Consider the following 23,666-nt stretch of genomic DNA (forward strand, 5'->3'; position numbering starts at 1 on the left):
GGCTACAGCTCGTCAGCTGACACATGGCGGGTCGTGTCCGTCCGATTCGCGGGCGAACACTACCGGCCGCACTCCCCCTTGCCGCCGCTTCGCCATCACGTCAGTCACAGGAGTAGACATGACCGGTGTGAATCGTCCCGACCACCACCCCACCCGTCCCGGGCTCGTGGTCTACGGCACCGGCTGGTGTCCCGATGTGCGGCGCAGCCGGGCACTGCTCGACGCCGCTGGCGTCGCCTATCACTATGTCGACGTCGAACAGGATGAAGCCGCCACCACGCTCGTCCGGCAGCTCCAGCACGGGCGCCGACGCATCCCCACGCTGTTGTGGCCCGACGGCACGTTCCTGGTCGAGCCGACGGATGAGGACCTGCGGAACCACCTCACCCAGCGAGAGGCAGAATCCGACACCCTCGACCGGTGACGACCCGCCGGGCGGGGACAGCCCGGGTTACGGCGTCAGGTTGGGGATGTCGAACCAGGAGAACGGCATCCACGGCAGGTTGCGCAGCACCGTGCTGTAGAGCATGAAGAAGGCAATGTACGGCCCGTAGATCCATGGGGGCAGGCGCAGCGCGGGCAGCTCGCGTCCAAGCCAGGCCGAGGCGAGAAAGCGTACGCCGAGGTATGCCACGAACGGCACCGCGACCAGCGCGGCCAGATGGTGGCGAGCGGCCTCGGCGAGTTCACCGTGCAACAGGTAGTAGAACATGCGGGTGCCGCCACAGCCCGGGCCGTTGATGCCGGTGAGGGAGTGCCACAGGCAGGGGCCGGTCGGGTCGGCGACCTGATCGGTGGGATCGAAGCGCAGCACGAATCCGACCGCCGCAGCCAGTGCCACAGCCGCGACCACCGACGCCCCGCGCCGCATCATCCGATCGGGCGCTGCCGTGACCTGACGCACCGGTAACCTCCTCGCTGCGCCACCGGAGGGCGCCCACCCGACCCGTCGCGGTCATGACTGGACCGTGACGCCTCACGACGCTACTACTAGGGAGCCATAGTAGATGGCTTTCCATCGGGGTGCGGCCTCGGGATGTCCCCGCGTTGCCATCCCCCGAGGCAGCACCTCGCAGGGCCCTGAATGGGTCTCGGGCGCGGCGGATAATCGCTTGCCGCGCACGGTCGACTCCGGGAGGGTGTCGTCCATGACGTTCTGACGGACAGCATCCCAGTTACTCAGAGGCCGCGGCACCGACCTGTGCCGTGATGCCGCCGTCCGTCCATTCCGTTTCGGTGAGAAGCGAGCGTCCTTGTCTCAGCACGAGTCCCTACCGCAGTCCGCCCCGGCCACGGTCACCGTGTTCGCCTCCCCCACGAGCTGGATAGAATCCGGCGCCCTCACGCAGTGCCAACAGGTTGCCGCCCTCGACGGCATGATCCACGTCGCCGCCATGCCGGACCTGCACCCGGGCAAGGGTGCACCCATCGGCGCCGCCATGGCGTCGAGGGTGTTGTACCCGTTCCTGGTGGGCTCCGACATCGGCTGCGGCATCGCCGTGTTTCCGATCAGGCTCAGGCGGGCCGTGCCGGAGCGGCTCGCCGCCCGGTTCCCCGACCTCGACCGCCCGCTCGACCCTGGGCAGGACGCCGACGATCCCGCCTGGGCCGTCGTACGGGATGACATCCCCGCCGGTCACGTCGAAGGGCTCGGGACGGTCGGTCGGGGCAACCACTTCGTCGAGCTGGCGCGCGTCGGGACCGTCTTCGATCCGGGTCACGCGAGCCGTCTCGGGCTCGACGCCGGCGACCTCGTGCTCATCGTCCACACCGGTTCCCGGGGGCTGGGCGAGCGAATCCTGCGGGCGCACACCGAGGTCCACGGCGCGGGCCCCGCCCCTGATCCCGCCGCCTACCTGGCGGCGCACGACGAGGCCGTACGGTGGGGATCGCTCAACCGGCGGCTGCTCGCCGCCCGGGTCGCGCACGCCCTGGGGGCCGAGCCCACCGAGCCCGTCGTCGACCAGTGCCACAACCTGGTCGAGGTCCGCGACGGGGTCTACCTGCACCGCAAGGGCGCGGCGCCGGGCGACGGCCGTGACGTGCTCGTCGCCGGCACCCGGGGCACCCTCTCCTACCTCGTGGCCGCCCACGCCGGCCCGGACGCCAACCACTCGGTGGCGCACGGCGCCGGCCGCAAGATGTCACGCGCGGACGCCCTGCGCCGCAGCCGGGCCAAGCACACCGTCGAGGAACTGCGGCGCACCCCGGTGGGGTCGCTGGTGGTGTGCGGCGACCGTCAACTGCTCTTCGAGGAGGCGCCCTCGGCCTACAAACGCATCGAACACGTGATCACCGATCTCGTCGACCACGGCCTGGCCACACCCGTGGCCACCACGGTTCCCCTGATCACATACAAGACGCCCGACGTCGGGTCCACCGCCCGGCCGGACCGCCGCGACGACCGCCGCAGGCGGGGTCGGCCATGAGCCTGCACCTGCTCATGTCCGCCGGGCGCGGCCCGCAGGAGTGTGCCTGGGCGCTGGCCCGGCTGCTGCACCGCCTGGAAGCCGACGCCGCCCGACAGGGCCTGACGACCCACCGGGTCCAGACCGTGCCCGGTGATCGGCCCGACTCCTACCGATCGGCCCTGATCCGGATCTCCGGCGGTGACGCCGAGGCGTTCGCCGCCTCTTGGACCGGCACCCTGTGCTGGCAGGCCCCCAGCCCCTACCGGGCGAGCACCGGCCGGAAGAACTGGTACGTCGTCGCCCGACCGTGCCAGCTCGACAGCCCGGCCACGACGTTCGCGGAAGCCGACGTCGACATCGTGGCCTGCCGTACCGGCGGCCCCGGCGGCCAGCACCGGAACAAGGCCAGCACGGCGGTACGGGCGGCCCACCGTCCCTCGGGCATCGTCGTCGTGGTCGACACGGAACGGCAGTTCAGCCTCAACCGCCGTCTCGCCCTCCAGCTGCTGCGACAGCGCATCACGCGTGGCGACGAGAACGCGGAGCGTGCCGTGGTCACGGCCCGATGGCGCATCCACGACGAACTCGTACGCGGCGACCCCACCCGGGTCGAACGCCCGGAACCGCCGGGGAGGGAACCGGCCCCACCGCAACGGACGCGGCAACGCCGAGGGGGCCCCGACCACCGAGAGGGCTCCGACCGCCAAGGGAAATTTGACCGCCGCTCGGGTGTGTCAGCCTCGTGAACGACGGGGTTCTGGCGTCGTCGGAGCCATCACCCGCACCCGCTCATCCTCCGGGCGGCTGCCGATGTCGTCGAGCTGCTCGCAGATGGTCTTCCGCAGGTCGTCGTAGTCGCGGAAGTGGTAGTCGTTGAACAGCGTGTAGCCGGTCCACATCAGGTTGGCGCAGACCCGCGCCGGCACCCGGCCGGTCGCCGCGCCCATGCCGACCAGCACCACCGATGCGATGCTGCCCGGCTCCTTTTCGTTCTGCATGTGGATGGCCTGGAACGCGGCGGCGCACGCCAGAGCCACGTTCAGTGTCTCGCTCACGTTCTGCGCCGACTGCTCCATGGTCGGGGTCGAGATCAGGAACCTCGGCTCGGTCGCGCCCGACGGCACGCAGACGGCGCTGCCCACCGGCAGCGACCCGCCGAACTGGTCGCGGATCGCCCGCTGGACGCGCAGCTGGATCCCCGCTCCGAGGTGCCGTTTGATGGCCGCGTCGACGCCGCCGTCCATCCGCCCCCGGGAGTTGGTCGGGCTGACCCAGGCGTCGGCGGACCGGGTGAGAATCGAGCCCTTGTGGATCTCGACCTCGGGGGTGTCGGCGAACGCCGCCCGCCACGCCTGCACCACCTTCGCGTTGACGTCCGTCAGGACCACCTTGAGCAGCGACTTTTCGCGATCGACGGGCACGGTTCACTCCGGTGGGGGAAGGGGTTGTCTCCGACGTGGATCAAGGTATCGCGGCCCACCGACATCCTTCCGCGTCGCGCCGCACACGGCACCCACGCCGGGCGCCGACATCGAATCTGTCGCCCGCAGGCGGCAGAATGCCTCCACCTTGATCACCCGTGCCGCCGTACCGGCGCGGCCCGCCACTCCGGGAGCCCTCGATGAGCGACACCGCCGCCCCCACCCCGTCCGATCCGGACGACCCGCTGGCCCTCGCCGACCTCTTCACCGGCGGCGACGAGCCGTGGCTGCCGTTGGTGAAGCCGGTCATCGAGGCGCAGCCGGACGCCGCAACGTTCATCGGTCCGGGCCGCAGTCCGATGGTGGTACCCGTGCGGGAACTGACCTTCCAGGCGCTCAAGCCCAACCCGCCGCACAAGTGGAAGGTCGTCGTCTTCGGGCAGAACCCGTACCCACGGACCGAGAGCGCCACCGGCATCGCCATGTTCGACAACACCTTCCACAACTGGGACGACAGCCAGTTCGGCAGGGTCGTCAGCATCCGCTGCATCATCAAGGCGGCGGCGATGTGGAAGCACGGCATTGCCAAGAAGACGCCGATCGCCGACATCCGCGCCCTGCTGCGGGAACACGACACCGTGCAGCCGCCGGAGTGGTTCCAGGCGATGCTCACCCAGGGTGTGCTGCTGTTGAACGCGGCGCTCACCGCCAGCGGCGACGGGGCGATGGCCACCGACCGGCACACCGCGTTCTGGCGGCCGGTCGTCGAAACCCTGGTCGAGGAGATCCTGAAGGCCAAGCAGCACGCCACCGACGAGAAGGACCGGGGCGTGGTGTTCGCGTGGTGGGGCGCGCACGCCCGCAGCCTCAAGCGAGTGGTGCTCCGGCTCGAGAAGAAGTACCCGGACGTCGAGGTCCGCCACATCGACCACCCCAACCCGGCGGCGCAGGGCGACATCTTCTGCGACGGAAACCACTTCGAGGACGTGAACACGGCGCTCAGGACGCTGGGCGCCGACGAGGTCGACTGGCTGCCCCGCAAGGGGTGGAGCCGATCGACGGCCAACGCCGGCGGCACGGACGCGGCCATGGCCGACCGGATGGGTGCCTTCATCGCCTCCACGATGGAACTGCACAAGCTCTACCTCGAACGGCTCGCCAGTGTGAAGGACGAAGGGCTCGCCCTTCCCGCGATCACCGGCGTGTTCGACACCCCGCTGATGGACTTCCGTACGGCCGTCGCCCCGGTGTCCAGGCTGCTGTCCGGGCTCGACTGGCACGTCGAGCAGTCGCACCAGTTCGGCGAGAAGCAGGCGGACGGCGCGGCCGACGACCTCTCCGTCGACGAGGTCGCGGCCCTCTACCTCTACACCTGCGAGTCGGCGTTCTACCGGCAGATCAACGCCACCCTGCGTAACCCGGACCGCAGTCGGATCGTCCCGTACCTGCCGTACCTGCGACTGCTGTTCTCGGCCGTGTCACGGCTGCCGGCCCGCACGGAGCCGCTGTGGCGCGGGGTTTCGCTGGACCTACGGGCGCAGTATCCCCTCGGCGGGACCGTGACGTGGTGGGGCGTCTCGTCGTGCACGTCGAAGCTCAGCGTGGCCCAGGGGTTCCTCGGTGGTCGCGGCAGGCGGACGCTCTTCGAGGTGCGACCCGTGCGGGCGGTGGGCATCCGGCGGTTCTCCGCGTTCACCGGCGAGGAGGAGGTCATCCTCGCCCCCGGCACGCAACTCGAGGTGACCGATGTGAAGGCGGAACGCAACGGCCTGTGCACCGTCAGGCTGACCGAACTGGCCGACCAACGCCAGGTGGCGTGATCCGTCGGCGGTACCCGTGCCGGTCGACGGAGCCGTGCCCTACGTGAGGCAGGCGAGGAGTCTCCGGTATGCCTCGTCCGCCCTGCCGTGCTCGGTACGCACCACCCTGGTCCCGGGCCGGGTGGCGACGACGGCGAGCAGCCGGTCGTACATCGCCGCCAGCTCGGCGGCCCCGCCCTGCCGGTCGAGCTGGCGCTGGGCGTCGAGATGCGCGGGATCCGTGGAGGTACGGCTGCCCGGCGGGACCGGCATGATCGCGCCACCGGCCGATGAGGTCACGGATCCGGTCGATGTCGAGATCGAGCGCGAGTGGGTTGTCCTCGACGTACCGGCGGGCCAACGTCGACTTGCCGCACCCGGGCGGCCCGTTGAGCACGATCAGCCGCGGCACCGACAAGGCCTGCGTCACGACACACCTCCCCGGCCAGCCCGGCGTCGCTGGCGAGCCGCCGCCCGTACGGACAACCGCGATGGTACGTGTCGGCCAACTGTGGCGTGGGTCGTCCCGCCGAGGCCGGGACGACCCACGCCACAGTTGGTGGGTCAGGAGGCGTCAGGCGTCGTAGCGGTCGGTGGTGCGGTGGCGATCACGAGGGCGCGCAGCTCCGGAGCCATCGTGGCTTCGGGGGGTTCGCGACGCAACTCGCGCAGCAGCCCGACGACCATGCCGACCATCACGAACAGGAACGGCAACGCGGCGAGGATGGTCAGCGACTGCAGGGCGGACAGCCCGCCGGCGAGCAGCAGCACCGCGGCCACCAGGCCGGTCAGCACACCCCACATCGAGACCAGCCAGGTCTTCGGCTCCAGGTTGCCGCGTGAGGAGAGCGTGCCCATCACCACCGAGGCGGCGTCGGCGCCGCTGACGAAGAAGAGCCCCACCAGCACCATCACCAGGATCGCGGTGACGGTGAAGAACGGGAACTCCCGCAGGACCGCGAAGAGCGCCGCCTCCGGGCTCTCCTTCACCGCGGCCGACAGGTCGGTGCCGTTGAGTTGCAGGTCGATGGCGGTTCCGCCGAACACCGAGAACCAGACGATGCTGACGAGGCTCGGGATGGCCACCACACCGAGGACGAACTGCCGGATGGTGCGGCCCTTGGAGATGCGGGCGATGAAGGCGCCGACGAACGGGGTCCAGGAGATCCACCAGGCCCAGTAGAAGATGGTCCAGCCGGCCATCCACTGCTCGCCGCCGAAGGCGCCGGTACGGAAGCTCATCGGGACGAGGTCGAAGAGGTACCCGCCGGTCGACGCGGTGAGCGTGTTGAGGATGAAGACCGTCGGGCCCACCACGAGCAGGAAGAACATCAGCGCCACCGCGAGCACCATGTTGGTGTTCGAGAGGAACTGGATGCCCCGCTTGACGCCCGTGACGGCGGAAACCACGAACGCCACGGTGAGCACCGCGATGATGCCGATCGCCAGTGGGGTGGACGTCGGTACGTCCCAGAGGTTCGTCAGGCCGCTGTTGATCTGGAGTGCGCCCAGACCGAGGGAGACGGCCGATCCGAACAGCGTCGCGAAGATCGCGAAGATGTCGATGGCCCTGCCTGGTCCCCGGTCGGCGCGCTCCCCGATGAGCGGGAAGAAGGCGCTGCTGATCAGGCTGCGCCGGCCCTTGCGGAAGGTGAAGTAGGCCAGCGTCAGCCCCACCACGGCATAGATCGCCCACGGGTGCAGCGCCCAGTGGAAGAAGGAGTACTCCATGGCCTCCCGCGCGGCCTGCTGGGAGTTCGCCTCGTTGAGGCCGCGCGGCGGGGTTCCCAGGTGGGACAGCGGCTCGGCGGCGCCCCAGAACATCAGGCCGATGCCCATGCCGGCGCTGAACATCATCGCCACCCAGGAGACGGTGGAGAACTCGGGCTTGTCGTCGTCGCGGCCGAGCTTGATCCGGCCGTACCGGCTGAGCGCCAGCCAGATCGACAGCACCACGAAGCCGGCGCTGGCCAGCACGAAGACCCAGCCGAACGACCGGGCCACCCAGTCGAGCGCGGTGCCGGTGACCGAGGCCAGGTTGTCGGTGGCCACGATGCCCCACCCGACGAAGAGCACGGACACCGCGGCGGCGACGCCCAGCACCGTCCGGTCGATGCCCTGCGGACGGCGCTCCGGCTGGGGTGACACCTCGCCCGGCGGGGAGTTGTCGTCGGTTGCCGGACCTGCGGCAGACACGGTCATGGTCTGTGGACCTCCGTGGGCTTACCGGCGCGCAGCCCGCGTTCGCGGCGGTGCACGCGCCGGTCGGCCCGCATCTCGGGTTGTCCCGCGACCCCTCTGGGCGTCCGGGAACTCGGAAAGTTGTCGCCGGCAGGGCTGACGTCGTCGGGCGAACGTGCGGAGTCCGCCGGAGCCGACTGTCACGGATGCCGGTGACGGTCGGCGACCACTTTCGGGGTCAATGGTGGAGGTGGCCCTGCGATCTCATGACAGTCCTGTGACAAAGCCGGATGTGTGACCGGCGGATCACCAGCTCCCGTTCTCGTCGTGCCCCGACAGGTACGGCTTGCGTCCGTGCTCGGACCACCACCCGGCCGCGGCGCGGGCCCCGTCCGCCACCATCGCCGGAAGCTCCGCAGGCACCCGCCAGCCGAACGGGAACGGGTGCTCCCGCACCTGGTCGGCGATGAAATCGATCATCGCCCGGTCGTCGGCCGGTTCAGCCCGCACCCGGGACGAGCCGCGCTCGGTCGAGGTGACGACCCAGCCGCCGTCGGACCGCCGCTCGGCGGTGAACCTCGGCTCGTGCTCCCAGGCGAACCGTTCCTCGCCCACCTCGACGTCGTCGAAGCGGGCGCCCCAGATGCGAGCGTCGCGCAGCAGCCGGACCAGCCCGGGTGGGCTCCAGTCGACGCCGAACCGGCTGACGAGCGCCACGCGCAGGACCGTTCGGCACGGGTAGGGACGCTCGCACTCGGCGCACGCCGCATCGGGGTCCCGGCGCGGTCCGTGCGGCGCGAGTGCCTGGCCGAGCAGGAACTGGTGCACCCCCACGGCCTCGCCCGGCCGCTTGAGCTGTGACAGGTGCAGCATGAGCAACTGGTGGAAACGGCGCGCGTCGTCGTGACCGGCGAAGGGTGGCACGGGGATTCCTGACATGACGACGACGATGGCACGCCCCTGTGCACGGGCCACCAGCCGGCTGCGGTGCCGCGCACCGGGCCGAACCGCCAAGCGGCGGAGCGACGGGTGGTGGTGACGGCGGCCCGCCGAGCGGGCACAGTGAGGCGGTGACGACCGACATCAGCGCCCCCGTGGCCCACTACGCCGACCGCCTGCACGCCATGATCGGCGACGGGCACCACGTCGCCTCCCCGCTGGGCGCGTGGCTGCTGCTGGCGCTTGCCGCGCCGGCCGCCACCGGCCGGACCCGCACGGCCCTTGAGGAGGTGCTCGGCACCGACGTATCGACCGCCGCGGAGAACGCTCGTGCCCTGCTGGCGGAGCCGCATCCGCTGGTGCGCTCGGCGACCGCGTTCTGGCACCGGCCCGGAAGTGGGACCGCCGGGCTCGCCGGGTGGCAGGCGACCCTGCCTGGGCCGACCGCCACCGGGCCGCTGCCGGACCAGGCCCGGCTCGACGCGTGGGCCCGCGAGCACACGCTCGGTCTCATCGAGGCGTTCCCGCTGACGGTCACGCCGGAGGTGCTGCTGATCCTGGCGAGCGCCCTGGCCACCCGGATCTCGTGGGCGGAGCCGTTCGAGGTGGCGCCGGCCGACGCGCTCGGGTCCCACAGCGCCTGGGCCGGCGGGCTGAGCCGGGTGTTGCGCACCCCCGGGTACGGCCACCGGTGCTGGATCGCGGACACCGTGTGGGCCGACACCGTCGCCGTGCACGCCGCCCCGGCGCGTACCGCCGACGGTGCGGCCGGACTGCTGGTGGTCTCCGTCGCCGCGGCACCCGACGTGCCGGCCGGGTACGTCCTCGCGGCGGCCCACGAGATCGCGACGGCCGCCGCCAGAACGCCGGAGCGTGAGCTGCCGGCACAGCGACGGTCCCTCTTCCGCATCCCGCTGGGCGAAAGTCCGCTGTGGACGCTGCGTGAGGAGCCGACCTACACGTACGCGCCGGACGGCCGGGAGGAACGGGTCACCGCCGTACTGCCCTGCTGGTCGGCCCACAGCCGGCACGACCTGACCGCGCCCGGATTGGGCTTCTCCGCCGTCGCAGGGGTGTTCGGCGAGCTGCTGGACTCGCCGGGGCTCGGGTTCGAGGCGGCCCAGGCGGCGATGGCCCGCTACGGCCGGTACGGCTTCGAGGCAGCCGCCGTCACCGCCTTCGCCTCGGCGGCCAGCCTGCCGCCGGAGGGGGTGGCCCGGATCGCCGAGCTGCGCTTCGGCCACCCGTACGCCGTGGTGGCGGTCGCCACCGACGGCCGGGCCGGCGGCGGCGCGCCCGGCCCGTGGCACGGGGTGCCGGTCTTCTCCGCCTGGGTCGCCGCCCCGGAGGAACTGCCGGAGGCCGACGTCGCGGGCCGCTACGACGACGAGTAGCCCGGTGGAAGCTCGGCGGCGTCCACGTGCCGCCGGACCCCGAGCACGGGCCGGCCCGGCCAGCGTAGGGCCGCCGGGGTCGCGCCCGGGACACGACCCGGATCAGGGGGTGTGCGGTTCGGCCATCGCGACGGCGATCTTACGGGGGCCGGTGAACGGTTCCCGTCCGTGCGCGGCGGTCATGTTGTCCACGACCAGCACGTCGTCGCGCTGGTAGTCGAAGCGGACGCTGGCCGCCCGGTAGGCGGACCGCAGGTGGTCCATGACGTCGGCGGGGATCTCGCCGCCGTCGCCGTAGTAGGTGTTGGCCGGCAGCCCCTCGGTGCCGAACATGGCCAGCAGCCCTTCCTGGAGGTCCTTGGCCAGGGTGCTCACGTGGAAGAACGTGGCGTGGTTGAACCAGCGCGGGGTGTCCGATCCGGGCCGGTGGTGCACGACGTCGCGTACCGCGCGGGTACGCAGCCCGTCGGCGCCCCGCCACTCCAGCTCGATCCGGTTCGCCGTCGCGTACGCCTCGACCTCGGCACGGTCGTCGGTGCCGAACACGTGCTGCCATGGGGTGCCGAAGTCACCGTGGAAGTTGCGTACCACCATCCACCGACGGTGGACGAACTCCTCGCGTACCGCCGGGTCGATCTCGGCGTACACGCGGCGGACGTCGGCGAGCGGGGTGGCGCCCTGCGTCTGCGGCGGGGTGATGCAGTAGAAGAACAGCGTCAGCGGCCAGCGGGCCTGGTACGAGTTCTCGTTGTGCAGGAAGATCTCCTCGTTCGACGGGTAGTCGGTGGAGGTGTAGACCCGACCGGCGATGGCGTGCCGGGGCGACGACCGCTCGGTGTAGACCAACGGCTCGCCGGACAGCGCCCGCACCGCCCGGTCGAAGCCCTCGACGCCACCCACGTCGAACCCGCGGAAAAGCAGGCCGCCGTGCTCCACCAGGCTCGCGCGCAGTTCCACGCGGCGGGCGGCGATCAGCTCGGTCAGCTCGCGGCCGTCGTTCTCGACGACCATCGGCAACGTGGCGATCCGGTCACTCATGTTCTCACTCCTGCGTCGCTCGCCGTCGCCGGCGGGGGTGGCCGTGGGACGGCGGGGATGGCAGTGGCGGGCAGCTCACCCGTGGTGGCGGGGGGCCGCGTCGGTACGGGCCGAGATGAGGTCCGCCCGGATCGCGACGAGCAGGTCGGGCAGCCGTTCGTTGAGGAAGAAGTGCCCGCCGTCGATCTCGCGCAGGGTGAAGCCGGCGGCGCTGTGCTCCCGCCAGCCGGCGCTGGACTCCTGGCTGACGGTGGTGTCGCTGCGGCCACTGAACGCCACGATCGGCATCGGCAGCGGCTCCTCGGGGGTGTAGCGGTAGTCGTCCACCCGACCGAAGTCGGCGCGCAGCAGGGGTAGCAGCAGTTCGACCAGCTCGGGGTACTCCAGCAGCGTGGCCGGCAGCCCGCCGCCAGCCTCGAGGCGACGCAGCAGCTCGTCGTCGTCCACCCGGGACAGCCCGTCGAAGTGGCTGGCCCCGACGATGTGCGGTGCGCGGGCGCCACCGACGTAGAGCCGCAACGGCAGTGGACGTCCCGCGCGGCGCAGCTCGCGGACGACCTCGAAGCCGAGCCGGCCGCCCATCGAGTGGCCGTAGATCGCGTACGGGCCGCGGATCCGGTCGGCGATGGCGTACGCGACGTCGGCGACCTGGAACACCGGGTTCTCGCTGATCCGGTTCTCGCGGCCGGGCAGCTGCACCGGCAGCACCTCGACGTCGGGGCCGAGCCCGTCCTGCCAGCGCCGGAAGACGCTCGCGCCTCCGCCCGCGTACGGCAGGCAGAACAGTTGGACCGGCGCCAGGTGCCGGTCGCCGGCGGAAAGGAACCAGGTCACCGCGCGCCTTTCAGAGAGTCGGTCCAGTACCGCTGGCGCTGGAACGCTTGGATGGTCGGCCCGGTGTGCCGGACCGCGCCGTGGGGTGCGACGCCCTCCGGTCCCCGGTGGGTCGGCCGCGATCGGGCCGCTCGCGATGCTCCACGAGCGGCCTCATGAACTCCCTATAGATTCACAATGTGAGCATAGAACTCGATGCCCGATCGCGGAGATCCGCGTGACGCGCGGGCTTGGACGGTGACGGCGTGGCCGCTCAGACGTCGTCCGGCCGGGGGATCGGCTGGGTCATGCCGTCGAAGTCCCGGGGCAGCCGGGCGACCATGTCGTGGAACTCGTCGACGGTGACCGCCTCCCGCAGGGTGGCGAAGACGGCGCCGGTTCCCGTTCGGGCGGTGGCCTCGTCCACCCCGGCCCGCTCCCCCACCCGACGCACGAAGTCCGCCGGGCCGAACGCGGTCGCCGGACCGTCGGCGCCGGGCCCCGCCAGGTAGCCGTCCAGTTCGTCGGGGAGATGACCGGCCGTACCGCCGCTCATCCGTTCCACCATGGTCTGCAACACGGCGCGGGCGATCGTGGCGGCCTGCGCGGCGGGCAGGCCGGCGTGGCGGGACACCGCGTCGACGAATAGGGGAAACCGCACGGGCGCCTCCTGTCGTCACCGGCCCCGCGCATACCCGCCCCCGATGCCGGCAAACGAACTCCCCCCGGGGAGGTCGTCTGCCAACCGATCAGCCTGTCGAGCAGCAGCCGGGCGATCCCGCGTCCCCGGGCCGCCGGATCGACGTGCTGGCCAAGGTCCGCTACGACCGTCTCGACGCCGTCACCGGCGACCGGCGGCTGCTGGTCTCCTCGCTGGTGCTGAACTGGATCGTCGGGCCCACGCTGATGTTCGCCCTGGCCTGGATAGGGCTGGCCCGCCGCATGGCCGACCGCCTCCGTCCCGCGCTGAAGTCGCCGCCGAGCGGGAGCAGGAGGGAACTGCTGTTGCGGGAGCTGATCCCGGCCGGCTGACCGGGGGCGGCTCGGCGGAGCTCAGCCGGCCGGGTCGTCGGCGAGGACGTCGAGCAGCAGCGCGGCGGTCCAGCCGAACGCCGGCGAGCCGAGCCCGGCGCCGGTGTCGGGGTGGAAGTACTCGTGGCAGCCGGAGCGGGCCACCAGCTCGATCATCGAGTCGCGCAGGCCGGCGGCCAGGTCGGGGCGGCCGTGGCGCAGCAGCCCTCGGCGCACCAGCCAGTTGATGTTCATCCAGCTCGGCCCGCGCCAGTAGCGCAGCGGCTCGAAGTCCGGCGCGGTGCGGTCGTGGCTGGGCAGCGGCCGGTCCATCCGGGCGGCCAGCCCGAAACGCGCCGAGCAGGCCTCGGTGACCAGCGCCGACACCTGCCGGACGGGCAGGTCGGGCAGGATCAGCGGGGCAAGGCCGAGCACCGTCCGGGCCGGCACGAGGCGGTCGGTGCGCAGGTCCCGGGGGTGGAAGGTGCCGGTCGTCGGGTCGTACAGCCGGCGCACCAGGGCCTCGGTGACCCGCGCGGCGCGCTCCCGGTGCGGGCCGGGGTCGGCGCCGGCCAGCGGCGCGATCCGGGCGAGGGCGTGCTCCGCGGCGCCCATCGCCGCGTTGAACAGCGGGCACTCCACCAGGAACGGGTGGCGGGTGGCGAGGTCCTCGTCGCGGTAGCGGCGCTCGCGGTAGGACGCCACGATCGCCACGTAGCGCGCGTAGTCGAGGTCCGTGGGGCGGTGCGCGGCGGCGGCGTGCGCGGTGTCGTGTCGGCGGTACGCGCGCATGACGGCCACGTCGGCGGGCACCGCCGCCATTGGCGCGTCCCAGGCGGGGCTGTTGTCCAGCCCGGACTCCCACGGGTGCACGACGCAGGCCAGCCCGCCCCCGCCGACGTCCCGGCAGGTGGCGAGGTAGCGCTGCTGGGCCACCAGCCGGGGATAGAGCCGGCACAGCGCCGCCCGCCCGGCCGCCGAGGGAAACCGCCGGTACGCCAGCCAGGCGGCGGGCGCGTGCACCGGCGGTTGGATCAGCCCGGAGGTGGCGGCGGCCGGTGCGCCCTCGGCGAGCGCCGAGTCCCAGAACTCGGGCCCCGGGAAGTACGAGCCGACGCGCAGCGCCGGGTTGAACACGATGTGCGGCACCCGCCCGTCGACCCACTGGGCCCGGAACAGGCTTGCCAGCTCACGCCAGGCGCGGTCGGGGCGGACGTGGGACCAGCCGACCGCGATGAACGCCGAGTCCCAGCTCCACTGGTGCGGGTAGAGGGTGCGCGAGGGCACGGTGTGGTCGTGCTCCCAGTTGGCCTCGAGGGTGGCGACGGCGAGCCGGCGCAGGGCGGCGGCGTCCCGGGCTCCGCCCTGGGTGGTGCCGGCGGGCGGCCCGTCGGTGGTCCCGGTGCTCATGCCGCCGCCTGCCTTGGCAGCGCGTGCCGCAGCACGGTGGCGGCCTGGTGCAGGGCGCGTACGGGGTCGCCGCGCAGCCGGCACTCCAGCGCCAGCCAGCCCCGGTAGTCGATCTCCAGAAGGGTGCGCACCAGCGCCGGCCAGTCGAGGTGACCGGCGCCGGGCTGGAGCCGGTTGGAGTCGCTGACCTGCACATGACCGAGGTACGGCGCGGCGGCGCGCAGCGCCCGGTGCACGTCGTCCTCCTCGATGTTCATGTGGAACGTGTCCGCCACCACCCGCACGGAGGGCAGCCCGACGCTCGCGCAGAGGGCGACGGCGTCGTCGAGCCGGTTGACCATGTGGTCCTCGTACCGGTTGAGCGGTTCCAGGAAAAGGGTGACCCCCTCGGCGCGGGCGTGTTCCCCCAGCTCGCCCAGGGCGTCGACGAGCACCCGCCGGTCGCCGGCCGGGGAGCGGGGCGGCTCGAACGGAGGCAGCCGCCGGGAGAACATCCCCCACGCCGCCGGGGTCATCGCGCCGACGCCGCCGAGTTCGGCGATCACCGAGAGCTGGGAACGCAGGTTGCGCACCGCGTCGCGGGAGCGCTCGGGGTCGAAGTCGCCGATGAAGTGGTCCATCTCCACGCAGACGGTGGGCATGACCACCCCGGCGGCGCGGGCCCGGCGCAGCTCGGGCAGCCGGCGGGCGAGGTCGAGGTCGCCCCGGCCGCGCAGCTCGACGGCGTCGTAGCCGAGCGCGGTGGCGAGCGCGTACTTCCGGATCAGGTCGGTGCCCGGCAGGAGTTGCTCCTGACAGGCCAGTGGAATCGTCATCAGAACCTCAGCACCACTTGAAGGACGTCATCCGCACCGCGGTCGAGCAGCGCCAGCGCGTCGGCCACCGCGCTCGCGTCGACGACGTGGCTCACCAGCGGCAGCGGGTCGACGCTGCCCTCGGCCACCAGGTCCATGAAGGTGTGTGCGACGCGGGCCCCGGTCCACCGGCCGGCCATGCCGGGTGCCGGGGTCGGCCCGGACACCTGGGCCGCCACCAGCTGGATCCGGTTGTGGTGGAACTCCTCACCGAGGCCGAGCCCGTCGGCCTGCCCCTGGTAGAAGCCGGCGGCCACGACGCGGCCGGCGTGGGCGGTGGAGCGGATCGCCTCGTGCAGCGCCGGGTACGCCCCGGACAGTTCCAGGCAGACGTCCGCGCCCCGGCCGCCGGTGGCCCGGCGCAGCACGGCCGCAGCCGACTCGGTGCCCGCGTCGACGCCGAGGCGGGCGCCGAGTCGGCCGGCGTGCGCCAGCCGGGCGGGCACCCGGTCGACGGCGACCACCCGCGCGCCGGAGAGGGCGGCGAGCCGGGTGGCGAGCAGCCCGATGACGCCCTGCCCGAAGACCGCGACCCAGTCGCCCAGATGCAGGTCGCCGGCGAGCACCGCGGTGAGGGCGACCGCCCCGGGACGGGCGAAGACCGCCGCGAGCGGGTCCAGCCCGACGGGTAGCGGATGCACCGTGTCGGCGGGCACGACCGCCTCGGCGCGGTGCCCCCAGATGCCCCAGACGACCTGCCCGGCCCGCCGGTCGGCCACATCGGGCGCGACCTCGGCGATCTCGCCGACCTCCTCGTAGCCGAAGCCCACCAGCGGGTACGGCACGGAGGTCTGTCGGGGCACGAACATCCGGCTGATGTCGTCCCAGTCCTTGCTCAGCCGGGGATTGCTGCCCCGGTAGAGGGTGAGTTCCGTGCCGGCCGAGATGCCGGAGTAGCAGGTGCGGATCCGGACCTGGCCGGGGCCGAGCGGATCCCGGGGGCAGGGCTCGAGGCTGATCCGTCGGGGCCCGGCGAGTGAGACAACCCAGTTGACCATGAGTCACATCCCGGTAGCACTGGGCTCCATCGTAGGCAAAAAATCGGCATATGTCTTGTAATTGATCTATCGAAGGCGTTGAATCCCTTCTATACCCTTCGAGAGGAGTGCCACCGATGTCAGCACCTCCGATGCGGATACTCGCCGCCACCCTGATCCTCGCAGTCACCGGGGCCGGCCTGCTGGCCTGCGGCGACGACGGATCCAACAGCAACAGCAGGAAAATCACCGTGTGGAGCCTGGAGGACGTGGCCGACCGGGTCACCGCCACCAAGGCGATCATCGCGGACTTCACCGCCAGCACCGGCATCGCCGTCGACCTGGTCACCGTCAACGAGGACCAGTTTCCCGCCCTGATCGCCTCCAGCGCCGCCGCCGGCGAGTTGCCCGACGTGGTCGGCTCGGTGCCGCTCGCCGGCGTCCGCACCCTCGCCGGCAACGAACTGCTGCACCCCTCGGCGAACGCGGAGGTCGTCGAGAAACTCGGCCGGCAGACCTTCTCGCCGCGGGCCCTGGAACTGACCGCCGACGACGGGAAGCAGCTCGCCGTGCCCAGCGACGGCTGGGGCCAACTGCTCGTCTACCGCAAGGACCTGTTCGCCGCCGCCGGGCTGCCCGCCCCCGACACGTACGAGAGGATCGCCGCCGCCGCGACGAGACTCAACACCGGCGGCGTCGCCGGCATCACCGCCGCCACCGCCCCCGGCGACGTGTTCACCCAGCAGTCCTTCGAACACCTGGCGCTGGCCAACAACTGCCAGCTCACCGACGACTCCGGGGCCGTACGGCTGGACTCCCCGGAGTGCGTCGAGGCGTTCCGGTTCTACGGCGACCTGATGCGCACCAGCTCGGTCCGGGGCGCGCAGGACGTCGACACCACCCGGGCCACCTACTTCGCCGGCAGGGCGGCCATGCTGGTCTGGTCGCCGTTCATCCTCGACGAGCTGGCCGGCCTGCGGAACGACGCCAAGCCGACCTGCCCGCAGTGCCAGGCCGACCCGGCGTTCCTGGCGAAGAACAGCGGCTTCGTCACCGCGCTCAAGGGCCCGAACGGCACCGCGCCGGCCCAGTACGGCGAGATCAACTCCTGGGCGGTGCTCGACGGCGCCGCCACCGAACCGGCGACGTCCTTCGTGGAGCACCTGCTCGGCGACGCGTACCCGCACTGGTTCGGCATGTCCCCCGAGGGCCGCTTCCCCGTCCGCAGGGGCACCGCGGTCGAGCCGGAGAAGTTCCTCACCGCATGGAACGCCAGCCAGGCCGGGGTCGACACCCGCAAGCCACTCGCCGAGGTCTACGGCGACGAGGTGCTCGCCGGCCTGCGCGGCAGCCCCGACACCTTCCGGCGCTGGGGCCTCACCCAGGGCCAGGGCAAGCTCGTCGGCGCGATCCTCGGCGAGCTGCCGGTGCCCAAGGCGCTGACCGACGTGGTCGCCGGCAAGACCGACGCCGCCTCGGCCGCCCGGCGGGCGAAGAAGGACGTCGAGGCGATCAAGGCGGGCGTCAATTGACCACCGCCCCACCGGGCACCGACCGCTCCCCCGCCCGGGAGCGACCGGCCCCGGCCCGCCGCCGCAGACCGCCGACCCTGCGCCGGCGCGAGTCCCGCGCCGGGCTCGCGCTGGTCGCCCCGACCCTGCTCGTCGTGATCGCCGTGATCGGCATACCCATCGTCTGGACCGTCGTGCTGGCCTTCCAGCGGGTCCGCCTGGCCACACTGCGCCGCACCGGGCTGTTCGGCGAACTCACCATGGACAACGTCGAGCGGGTGCTGAACACCCCCGGCTTCGCCGACACGCTCTGGACCACCCTGGTCTACAGCGTGTCCAGCACCGCCGGCTCGATCCTGCTCGGCCTGGTGGCGGCGCTGGTCGTCCGCCGGCCGTTCCGGGGTCGCACCCTGGTGCGCGCGTCGATGCTGCTGCCGTACGTGGCGCCGGTGGTCGCGGTCACCTTCGTCTGGCAGGTGATGCTCGACCCGCAGCTCGGCATCGTCAACGACTGGGGCCGCCGGTTCCTCGGCTGGGACACCCCGGTGCCGTTCCTGTCCCAGGAGTCGACCGCCCTGGCCACGGTCATCGCCTTCGAGGCGTGGCGCTACTTCCCGTTCGCCTTCCTGTTCCTGCTCGCCCGGCTCCAGGCGGTCCCCGGTGAGCTGGAGGAGGCGGCCCGGGTCGACGGGGCCACCCCCACCCAGCGGTTCCGGCACATCCTGCTGCCGCAACTGTTGCCGGTGATCGGTCTGCTGGGCGTGCTGCGGTTCATCATGACGTTCAACAAGTTCGACGACGTCTACCTGCTCACCGGCGGGGCCGCCGGCACCGAGGTGGTCAGCGTCCGGGTCTACGAGTTCCTGACCGCGCGTACCGACGTCGGCGCGGCGGCGGCGCAGGCGGTCGTACTCGCCGTGGTGCTCATCGTGTTCGTGCTGGTGTACCTGCGCTTCTTCGGCGGACGGAGGGACGGCTGATGGACCGGGACCGGATCGAGACGGTGGGCCTGCGCTGGCTGCGCCGGCTGGTGATCGCCGCGTTCCTGCTGGTCACCGTCTTCCCCTTCTACTACATGCTGGTGCTCTCGGTGCGCCCGATCGAGCGGCTGCTGCTCGACCCCGGCTCGCTGGTCGTGGGCCTCAGCGAGCTGACCTTCGACACGTACGCCGAGGTGGTCCGGGCCGTCGACGACGGCGGCCAGGGCTTCCTCACCCTCATGCGCAACAGCGGCCTGGTCGCCGTCACGGCGACCCTGCTCACCCTGGCCGTGGCGATCCCCGGCGCGTACGCGGTCGCCCGGCTGCGGTTCTTCGGCCGGCGGCAGGTCGACTTCCTCTTCCTGGCGGTCTACCTGTTCCCGTCGATCGTCATCGCGATCCCGCTCTTCGTGGTCTTCACCCGCGCCGGGCTGCGCGGCTCGCTGCTCGGCCTGGTGCTGGTCTACATCTCGCAGACCCTGCCGGTCTCGGTCTACATGCTGCGCAACTACTTCGAGACGATCCCGGTCAGCCTGGAGGAGTCGGCCGCGATCGACGGCGCCGGGCGGCTCGGCATCATCCGCCGGGTCAGCCTCCCCCTCGCCGCGCCGTCGATCATGGCCGTCGCCCTGTACGCCTTCATGATCGCCTGGAACGAGTTCCTCTTCGCCCTGCTCTTCCTGGTCGACAAGCCGCACCGGTGGACGGTGTCGCTGGGGTTGGCGCAACTGTCGGACGGGGTGGAGGTGCCGAAGACGGTGCTGATGGCTGGTTCGGTGCTCCTCACCCTGCCCATCGTGATCCTCTTCTTCGCCAGCGAACGCCTGCTCACCGAGGGGCTCACCAGCGGTGCGGAAAAGGGCTGAGCCGGGCGGGGTTGCCGCACGGTGGGCGCTGACCGAGGATGTGCCGGGTGGATGTCTCCCCTGACGCGGTCGTCGGCGACCCGCCCACCGCGGCCCCGCCCGCTGTCGACGTGCTACGCGACGTGGAGCCGGGCGACCTCGACGCGTACGTGCGGATGCGCTGCGATCCGGCCGTGATGGCAGAGCTGGGCGGCCCGCAGCCGCGTGAGCGCGTAGCCGCCCAGCTTCGGCGGGACCTCGAAACCGTCCGGGACGGCAGCGCCTGGATCAAAATGATCATCCCCGGCGGCGCCGCGCAGGTGGCCGGGACGGTGACGTTGTACTCCCACGCGGGAATCTCCGAGATCGGCTGGATGGTCGCCCCGGAGTTCCAGGGCAGAGGCCTGGCGGGAAGAGCCGTCCGTGCGGTGCTCGACCTGGCCCGGGCGGACGGCCGATGGGGTCCCATCCACGCCTTCCCGGCCACGACCAATGCCGCGTCGAACGCCATCTGCCGATCGGGCGGATTCGCCTTCGTCGGTGCGGAGCAGACGGCCTTCGGCGGACGCCTCTTCCGCACCAACCACTGGGTCATCGACCCGTCGGCCCAGCCTGACGGCTCGTCGGCAGGACGTCCACGCGGCGACGTCGTGCCGGCCTGACCAGGCACGGCTTCGCCGGCCCGAGTCGCCGACAGGGGCGTTCCCGCCGTCCGCCCCACCGCCGCGGGACCGTTGGGAACCCGGCTACGGTGACGGCATGGGAAACCCGACCCGATGGCAGACCGAGACCGGTCCGGAGCACTCGCAGTGGTACATCGACCGGTTCCGCCGGCTGGCCGCCGAGGGGGCCGACCTGGCCGGCGAGGCCCGGCTGCTGGACGCGATCGTCCCGCCCGGGTCCCGGATCCTCGACGCCGGCTGCGGCACCGGCCGGGTGGGCGCGGCGCTGGCCGCCCGGGGCCACACCGTGGTCGGGGTGGACGCCGACCCGGCGCTGGTGGAGGCCGCCCGCGCCGACCACCCGGGCCCCCGCTGGCTGGTCGCCGACCTGGCCGAGCTGGACCTGGCGGCGGACGGCGAGCCGGAACCCTTCGACGCGGCGGTCGTCGCCGGCAACGTGCTGGCCTTCGTCGCCCCCGGCACCGAGCCGGAGGTGCTCCGCCGGATCGCCGCCCACCTGCGCCCCGACGGCGTGCTGGCGGTCGGCTTCGGCACCGACCGGGGCTACCCGCTGACCGGGTTCGACGCCGACACCCTCGCCGCCGGCCTGCGGCTGGAGCACCGCTTCGCCACCTGGGATCTGCGCCCGTGGCGCGACGACGCCGACTTCGCCGTCACCGTGCTGCGTCGCCCCGCCGACTGAGCCTCCCCCGCCGGCTGAGCCCAGCCGTCGGCTGAGCCCGAGCCGCCAGCGCCGCCGGTGCCGGCTGCCGGTGCTGGCCGCCGGTGCTGGCCGCCGGTGCTGGCCGCCGGTGCTGGCCGCCGGTGCCGCCCCATCGGGGTCGCGGGGCCCGGACCGGGCCGCTCAGGCGGGGGCGGCGACGACCCGCGCAGCCGCCGGGTCGAGCGTGGCGCCGGCGGGCACCAGGGCGACCAGGCTGGCCGGCAGCCGCACCGGCCGGACGTCGCGGTAGCCGAGCATCCCGAGCACCTCACCGCCGGCCAGCACGTACCGCCGGCCCAGGTCGGTGACCACGGAGACCGAGCCGCCGGACGCGCCGGGCGCCGCGGCAGCCTCGACCACCGCTCCCCGGCCTGGCTGCACCACGACGTGGTCGGCGCGCACGCCGCCCCCGGCCGTCGGGGCGGTACGCGGCGCGGCGGCCAGGTCGGGCAGCCGGACGTCGAGCCGGACCTCCGCGACGCCGCCGTCGTCGCCGACCCGCGCGCACAGTCCCGCCCCGTCGGCGACGGCCAGCCGGGGCGGTGCGGTCGGTGGGGCGGTCGGCCCGGTCGGGGCCAGGTCGGGCAGCTTCGGCAGCGCCGCGAACCGCCCGAGCGTGATCGGTTCCGGTTCGCCCTGGCCGGTGCGGGCCAGCAGCAGGCCAGCCTGCAACTCGGTGATGCCGGCCAGGCCGTCGCGCAGCGCGACCGCGTACTGCCGGCCACCGCCGGAGTTGCGCACCAGGTAGACGTCGCCGACCCGCGCCCCGGACACCCGCGCGGAGCGTTCCCCCTGCGCGGGCAGGGCCAGCGGGGCGAGGTCGGCGCCCGCGGGCAGGCTGTTGAGCAGGGCCGGGGCCACCGGCACCGCGCGGGCCCGGGTGGCCGCCAGGGCGGCCAGCACCCGGTTGGGATCACGCACCAGGTAGCGACGCTGGTGCCAGACGAGGTGCAGCCCGCCGTCGGGGTCACGCAGCAGCAGCGCGTCCTCGCCCAGTGCCCGGCCCCCACCGGCGGTCACGCCGATCAGCAGCGCCGAGCGGGGCACCGACCGGTCGGCCTCGGCGGCGGCCACGGAGCAGACCGTCCACGGCGTGGTGGACAGCCGACCGCTGGCCGGCAGCGAGTCGGGGGCGTCGGCGATGCCCAGCGGCAGCCCGCGCGGCACCCCGTCGATGGCCCGACGGGAGACCAGCACCGTCTTCGGCCGCTCCGCGCCGATGATCAGCAGGGCCGACGCGTAGTTGAGCACCGGGTGCAGCTTCTGCTCCCGGAAGACGAACCGGGCGCCGGACTCCTTCTCCACGATCACCGCGCCCGGGTCGCGCCATGTCTTGCCGCCGCCCCCGGTGAAGAGGCCGTAGAGGGCGAAGCCGCCCAGGCCGATGGCGGCGACCAGCACGCTGGCCAGGCCAGCGCCGGCCAGCCGCCGGAACGGCGACTGCACCGGGTCGGTCTCCCGCATGACCAGGGCGGCGACCGCCCGCTGGACGGTGAACTGGTACGAGTGCAGCTGGTCCTGCCGCGACGGCATGGGGTCCCTTCCGGTGGGGCGGTCGGGGCACAGGATAAGCGTTCCGTCGATGCCCCGAGGACCCTGCGTCGCGGCGGCAGGTCACGGGCGCAGGATCAGTCGGATCGGGTTGCCCTGCTTGGCGTGCACCCGCCGTACCGCCTCCTCCGCGTCGGCCAGCGGCAACACGTCGCTGATCGACGCCGACAGGTCGAGCCGCCCCTGCCGGACCAGGGACACCAACTGCTCGACGTGCTCGGACTCGGAGCCGTAGTGGCCGAGCACCGCCTGCTGGAAGTAGTTGAACGGGCTGTCCGACGCGATGGTGACCGGTTTGTTGGCGATGCCCGCCAGCACCAACCGGCCCCGACGCCCGAGCACGGCCAACGCCTGTTCCCGTACGGCGGTCACCCCGGCGAAGTCGAACGCCACGTCCAGCCCCCGCCCGCCCGTCAATTCCAGCACGGCGTCGCGGAACGCGGGGTCGGCCGGGTCGAGCACCGCGTCGGCCCCCAGGGCCACCGCCCGGTCCCGTGCCGCCGCCAGCGGCTCCACCGCGATCACCGGGGCCGCGCCGACCAGGCGCAGCAGCTGCACGGCGTGTGCGCCCAGGCCGCCCACGCCCCACACCCCGACCGCCTCGCCGGGGCGGGTCCGCGCGGTGTCCGTCACCGCCGCCCAGGGGGTGGAGACCGCGTCGGGGATGATGCAGGCCTGCTCGAAGGGCAGGTCGTCCGGGATCGGCACCAACGTGTCCTGGCTGGCCACGGCGTACTCGGCCCAACCGCCGTCGTAGTCGACGCCCCGGGTCAGCACCGTGCCGCGCCGGTCCCGCTCCCCCGCCTGGAGCAGCACCCGCTGGCCGGGTTCCCAGCCCTCGACGTCGTCGCCGAACGCGTCAACGACCCCGGCGACCTCGTGCCCCAGCGTCACCACGTCGCCGGGCAGGTAGAGCGGGGTGAGGATGCCGTCGATCAGGTGCACGTCGGAGAGGCAGACCCCGGCCGCCTCGACCCTGATGCGCACCTGCCCGCTCGCCGGCTCGGGCACCGGCACCGACTCCATCCGCAGCGCCCGCTCCGCCAGGTGCAGCCGTCCGGCCAGCATGTCCGCCACTGTGCGTCCTCCCTGCCCGGCCCCGGCCGGGGCCCTCGACAGGCACGCATACCCGGCAGCGCGGCAGG

General features: G+C 72.7%; 24 protein-coding genes. 11 read left to right on the plus strand and 13 right to left on the minus strand.

Annotated features, from left to right (window positions below):
- Positions 1 to 118 precede the first annotated feature (118 nt).
- Entirely contained in the window at positions 119 to 424 is a 306-nt protein-coding gene (locus GA0070608_RS27195) for a glutaredoxin family protein (protein ID WP_091631453.1), read from the plus strand.
- Positions 425 to 451: 27 nt separating this feature from the next.
- Here the strand turns inward: GA0070608_RS27195 and GA0070608_RS27200 are convergent, their stop codons facing one another.
- A complete protein-coding gene (locus tag GA0070608_RS27200) occupies positions 452 to 904 on the minus strand; it encodes a DUF2752 domain-containing protein (RefSeq protein WP_091631456.1) in 453 nt (150 codons plus the stop codon).
- Positions 905 to 1,253: 349 nt separating this feature from the next.
- Here GA0070608_RS27200 and GA0070608_RS27205 point away from each other — a divergent pair, with 349 nt between their 5' ends.
- The gene (locus GA0070608_RS27205) at positions 1,254 to 2,429 is read left to right on the plus strand and encodes an RNA ligase RtcB family protein (protein ID WP_091631458.1); all 1,176 of its coding nucleotides are present in this window, start codon (positions 1,254 to 1,256) and stop codon (positions 2,427 to 2,429) included.
- Positions 2,426 to 3,157: a peptide chain release factor H gene (gene prfH, locus GA0070608_RS27210; RefSeq protein ID WP_091631461.1), complete on the plus strand. Its 732-nt coding sequence runs from the start codon at positions 2,426 to 2,428 to the stop codon at positions 3,155 to 3,157. The genes GA0070608_RS27205 and prfH overlap by 4 nt, the downstream gene beginning before the upstream one ends.
- Here prfH and GA0070608_RS27215 read toward each other — a convergent pair.
- Positions 3,146 to 3,832 (minus strand): macro domain-containing protein, encoded by a 687-nt coding sequence (locus GA0070608_RS27215; protein ID WP_091631463.1) that lies wholly within the window; start codon positions 3,830 to 3,832, stop codon positions 3,146 to 3,148. The genes prfH and GA0070608_RS27215 overlap by 12 nt on opposite strands.
- Positions 3,833 to 4,032: 200 nt before the next feature.
- Between GA0070608_RS27215 and GA0070608_RS27220 the strand changes: the two genes are divergently transcribed.
- Positions 4,033 to 5,652, plus strand: coding sequence for an ADP-ribosyltransferase domain-containing protein (locus GA0070608_RS27220; protein ID WP_091631466.1), 1,620 nt, complete (start codon positions 4,033 to 4,035; stop codon positions 5,650 to 5,652).
- A gap of 39 nt (positions 5,653 to 5,691) precedes the next feature.
- Here the strand turns inward: GA0070608_RS27220 and GA0070608_RS27225 are convergent, their stop codons facing one another.
- The 3 genes from GA0070608_RS27225 to GA0070608_RS27235 form a co-directional block, all read right to left on the minus strand.
- Entirely contained in the window at positions 5,692 to 5,931 is a 240-nt protein-coding gene (locus GA0070608_RS27225) for a hypothetical protein (RefSeq protein WP_218107593.1), read from the minus strand.
- 264 nt (positions 5,932 to 6,195) lie between these two features.
- Complete coding sequence (locus GA0070608_RS27230) at positions 6,196 to 7,833, minus strand: BCCT family transporter (RefSeq protein ID WP_091631468.1); 1,638 nt, start codon at positions 7,831 to 7,833, stop codon at positions 6,196 to 6,198.
- A 285-nt stretch (positions 7,834 to 8,118) separates the two neighbouring features.
- Positions 8,119 to 8,751 (minus strand): hypothetical protein, encoded by a 633-nt coding sequence (locus GA0070608_RS27235; RefSeq protein ID WP_141719558.1) that lies wholly within the window; start codon positions 8,749 to 8,751, stop codon positions 8,119 to 8,121.
- 131 nt (positions 8,752 to 8,882) lie between these two features.
- Between GA0070608_RS27235 and GA0070608_RS27240 the strand changes: the two genes are divergently transcribed.
- The gene (locus tag GA0070608_RS27240; RefSeq protein ID WP_245715966.1) at positions 8,883 to 10,145 is read left to right on the plus strand and encodes a hypothetical protein; all 1,263 of its coding nucleotides are present in this window, start codon (positions 8,883 to 8,885) and stop codon (positions 10,143 to 10,145) included.
- A gap of 102 nt (positions 10,146 to 10,247) precedes the next feature.
- Here the strand turns inward: GA0070608_RS27240 and GA0070608_RS27245 are convergent, their stop codons facing one another.
- The 3 genes from GA0070608_RS27245 to GA0070608_RS27255 form a co-directional block, all read right to left on the minus strand.
- Entirely contained in the window at positions 10,248 to 11,183 is a 936-nt protein-coding gene (locus GA0070608_RS27245) for a TauD/TfdA family dioxygenase (RefSeq protein ID WP_091631474.1), read from the minus strand.
- A 75-nt stretch (positions 11,184 to 11,258) separates the two neighbouring features.
- Positions 11,259 to 12,017 carry a thioesterase II family protein gene (locus tag GA0070608_RS27250; protein WP_091631477.1) on the minus strand — a complete coding sequence of 253 codons (759 nt, stop codon included), beginning with the start codon at positions 12,015 to 12,017 and terminating at the stop codon, positions 11,259 to 11,261.
- 253 nt (positions 12,018 to 12,270) lie between these two features.
- Positions 12,271 to 12,657 carry a DUF2267 domain-containing protein gene (locus GA0070608_RS27255; protein ID WP_091631480.1) on the minus strand — a complete coding sequence of 129 codons (387 nt, stop codon included), beginning with the start codon at positions 12,655 to 12,657 and terminating at the stop codon, positions 12,271 to 12,273.
- A 143-nt stretch (positions 12,658 to 12,800) separates the two neighbouring features.
- On the opposite strand from GA0070608_RS27255, the gene GA0070608_RS34375 reads away from it, so the two are divergent.
- Complete coding sequence (locus GA0070608_RS34375) at positions 12,801 to 13,028, plus strand: hypothetical protein (protein ID WP_245715967.1); 228 nt, start codon at positions 12,801 to 12,803, stop codon at positions 13,026 to 13,028.
- Between the two features lie 21 nt (positions 13,029 to 13,049).
- Here GA0070608_RS34375 and GA0070608_RS27265 read toward each other — a convergent pair whose 3' ends face one another.
- The 3 genes from GA0070608_RS27265 to GA0070608_RS27275 are packed head-to-tail and all read right to left on the minus strand — an operon-like array spanning position 13,050 to position 16,269.
- A complete protein-coding gene (locus GA0070608_RS27265; protein ID WP_245715968.1) occupies positions 13,050 to 14,417 on the minus strand; it encodes an MGH1-like glycoside hydrolase domain-containing protein in 1,368 nt (455 codons plus the stop codon).
- On the minus strand, positions 14,414 to 15,232 hold the full coding sequence (locus GA0070608_RS27270; protein WP_091631483.1) for a sugar phosphate isomerase/epimerase family protein: 819 nt from the start codon (positions 15,230 to 15,232) through the stop codon (positions 14,414 to 14,416). The genes GA0070608_RS27265 and GA0070608_RS27270 overlap by 4 nt, the downstream gene beginning before the upstream one ends.
- Positions 15,232 to 16,269 (minus strand): zinc-dependent alcohol dehydrogenase, encoded by a 1,038-nt coding sequence (locus tag GA0070608_RS27275; protein ID WP_091631484.1) that lies wholly within the window; start codon positions 16,267 to 16,269, stop codon positions 15,232 to 15,234. Before GA0070608_RS27275 ends, GA0070608_RS27270 begins: the two co-directional genes overlap by 1 nt.
- Before the next feature lie 116 nt (positions 16,270 to 16,385).
- Between GA0070608_RS27275 and GA0070608_RS27280 the strand changes: the two genes are divergently transcribed.
- The 5 genes from GA0070608_RS27280 to GA0070608_RS27300 all read left to right on the plus strand — a co-directional run bounded on the left by GA0070608_RS27280 (position 16,386) and on the right by GA0070608_RS27300 (position 20,949).
- A complete protein-coding gene (locus GA0070608_RS27280; RefSeq protein ID WP_091631487.1) occupies positions 16,386 to 17,780 on the plus strand; it encodes an ABC transporter substrate-binding protein in 1,395 nt (464 codons plus the stop codon).
- Positions 17,777 to 18,739: a carbohydrate ABC transporter permease gene (locus GA0070608_RS27285; protein WP_091631490.1), complete on the plus strand. Its 963-nt coding sequence runs from the start codon at positions 17,777 to 17,779 to the stop codon at positions 18,737 to 18,739. Before GA0070608_RS27280 ends, GA0070608_RS27285 begins: the two co-directional genes overlap by 4 nt.
- Positions 18,739 to 19,605, plus strand: coding sequence for a carbohydrate ABC transporter permease (locus tag GA0070608_RS27290; RefSeq protein WP_091631493.1), 867 nt, complete (start codon positions 18,739 to 18,741; stop codon positions 19,603 to 19,605). Before GA0070608_RS27285 ends, GA0070608_RS27290 begins: the two co-directional genes overlap by 1 nt.
- 47 nt (positions 19,606 to 19,652) lie before the next feature.
- Positions 19,653 to 20,246, plus strand: a complete 594-nt coding sequence (locus GA0070608_RS27295) for a GNAT family N-acetyltransferase (protein WP_218107594.1) — start codon at positions 19,653 to 19,655, stop codon at positions 20,244 to 20,246.
- 97 nt (positions 20,247 to 20,343) lie between these two features.
- Positions 20,344 to 20,949, plus strand: coding sequence for a class I SAM-dependent methyltransferase (locus GA0070608_RS27300; protein ID WP_091631499.1), 606 nt, complete (start codon positions 20,344 to 20,346; stop codon positions 20,947 to 20,949).
- A 162-nt stretch (positions 20,950 to 21,111) separates the two neighbouring features.
- On the opposite strand, the gene eccB is transcribed toward GA0070608_RS27300, so the two are convergent.
- Positions 21,112 to 22,503 (minus strand): type VII secretion protein EccB, encoded by a 1,392-nt coding sequence (eccB, locus tag GA0070608_RS27305; protein WP_091631502.1) that lies wholly within the window; start codon positions 22,501 to 22,503, stop codon positions 21,112 to 21,114.
- 81 nt (positions 22,504 to 22,584) lie between these two features.
- Positions 22,585 to 23,589, minus strand: coding sequence for a zinc-binding dehydrogenase (locus tag GA0070608_RS27310; RefSeq protein WP_218107688.1), 1,005 nt, complete (start codon positions 23,587 to 23,589; stop codon positions 22,585 to 22,587).
- Positions 23,590 to 23,666 lie beyond the last annotated feature (77 nt).

The sequence above is a fragment of the Micromonospora peucetia genome, from assembly GCF_900091625.1.
GTDB lineage: Bacteria > Actinomycetota > Actinomycetes > Mycobacteriales > Micromonosporaceae > Micromonospora > Micromonospora peucetia.

Bases quoted from the DNA above. Each gene is read 5' to 3' on its own strand.
- GA0070608_RS27195 (WP_091631453.1), top strand. From the start codon at position 119: ATGACCGGTGTGAATCGTCCCGACCACCACCCCACCCGTCCCGGGCTC.
- prfH (WP_091631461.1), top strand. From the start codon at position 2,426: ATGAGCCTGCACCTGCTCATGTCCGCCGGGCGCGGCCCGCAGGAGTGT.
- GA0070608_RS27220 (WP_091631466.1), top strand. From the start codon at position 4,033: ATGAGCGACACCGCCGCCCCCACCCCGTCCGATCCGGACGACCCGCTG.
- GA0070608_RS27230 (WP_091631468.1), bottom strand. From the start codon at position 7,833: ATGACCGTGTCTGCCGCAGGTCCGGCAACCGACGACAACTCCCCGCCG.
- GA0070608_RS27235 (WP_141719558.1), bottom strand. From the start codon at position 8,751: ATGTCAGGAATCCCCGTGCCACCCTTCGCCGGTCACGACGACGCGCGC.
- GA0070608_RS27245 (WP_091631474.1), bottom strand. From the start codon at position 11,183: ATGAGTGACCGGATCGCCACGTTGCCGATGGTCGTCGAGAACGACGGC.
- GA0070608_RS27265 (WP_245715968.1), bottom strand. From the start codon at position 14,417: ATGAGCACCGGGACCACCGACGGGCCGCCCGCCGGCACCACCCAGGGC.
- GA0070608_RS27270 (WP_091631483.1), bottom strand. From the start codon at position 15,232: ATGACGATTCCACTGGCCTGTCAGGAGCAACTCCTGCCGGGCACCGAC.
- GA0070608_RS27275 (WP_091631484.1), bottom strand. From the start codon at position 16,269: ATGGTCAACTGGGTTGTCTCACTCGCCGGGCCCCGACGGATCAGCCTC.
- GA0070608_RS27280 (WP_091631487.1), top strand. From the start codon at position 16,386: ATGTCAGCACCTCCGATGCGGATACTCGCCGCCACCCTGATCCTCGCA.
- GA0070608_RS27290 (WP_091631493.1), top strand. From the start codon at position 18,739: ATGGACCGGGACCGGATCGAGACGGTGGGCCTGCGCTGGCTGCGCCGG.
- GA0070608_RS27300 (WP_091631499.1), top strand. From the start codon at position 20,344: ATGGGAAACCCGACCCGATGGCAGACCGAGACCGGTCCGGAGCACTCG.
- eccB (WP_091631502.1), bottom strand. From the start codon at position 22,503: ATGCCGTCGCGGCAGGACCAGCTGCACTCGTACCAGTTCACCGTCCAG.
- GA0070608_RS27310 (WP_218107688.1), bottom strand. From the start codon at position 23,589: ATGCTGGCCGGACGGCTGCACCTGGCGGAGCGGGCGCTGCGGATGGAG.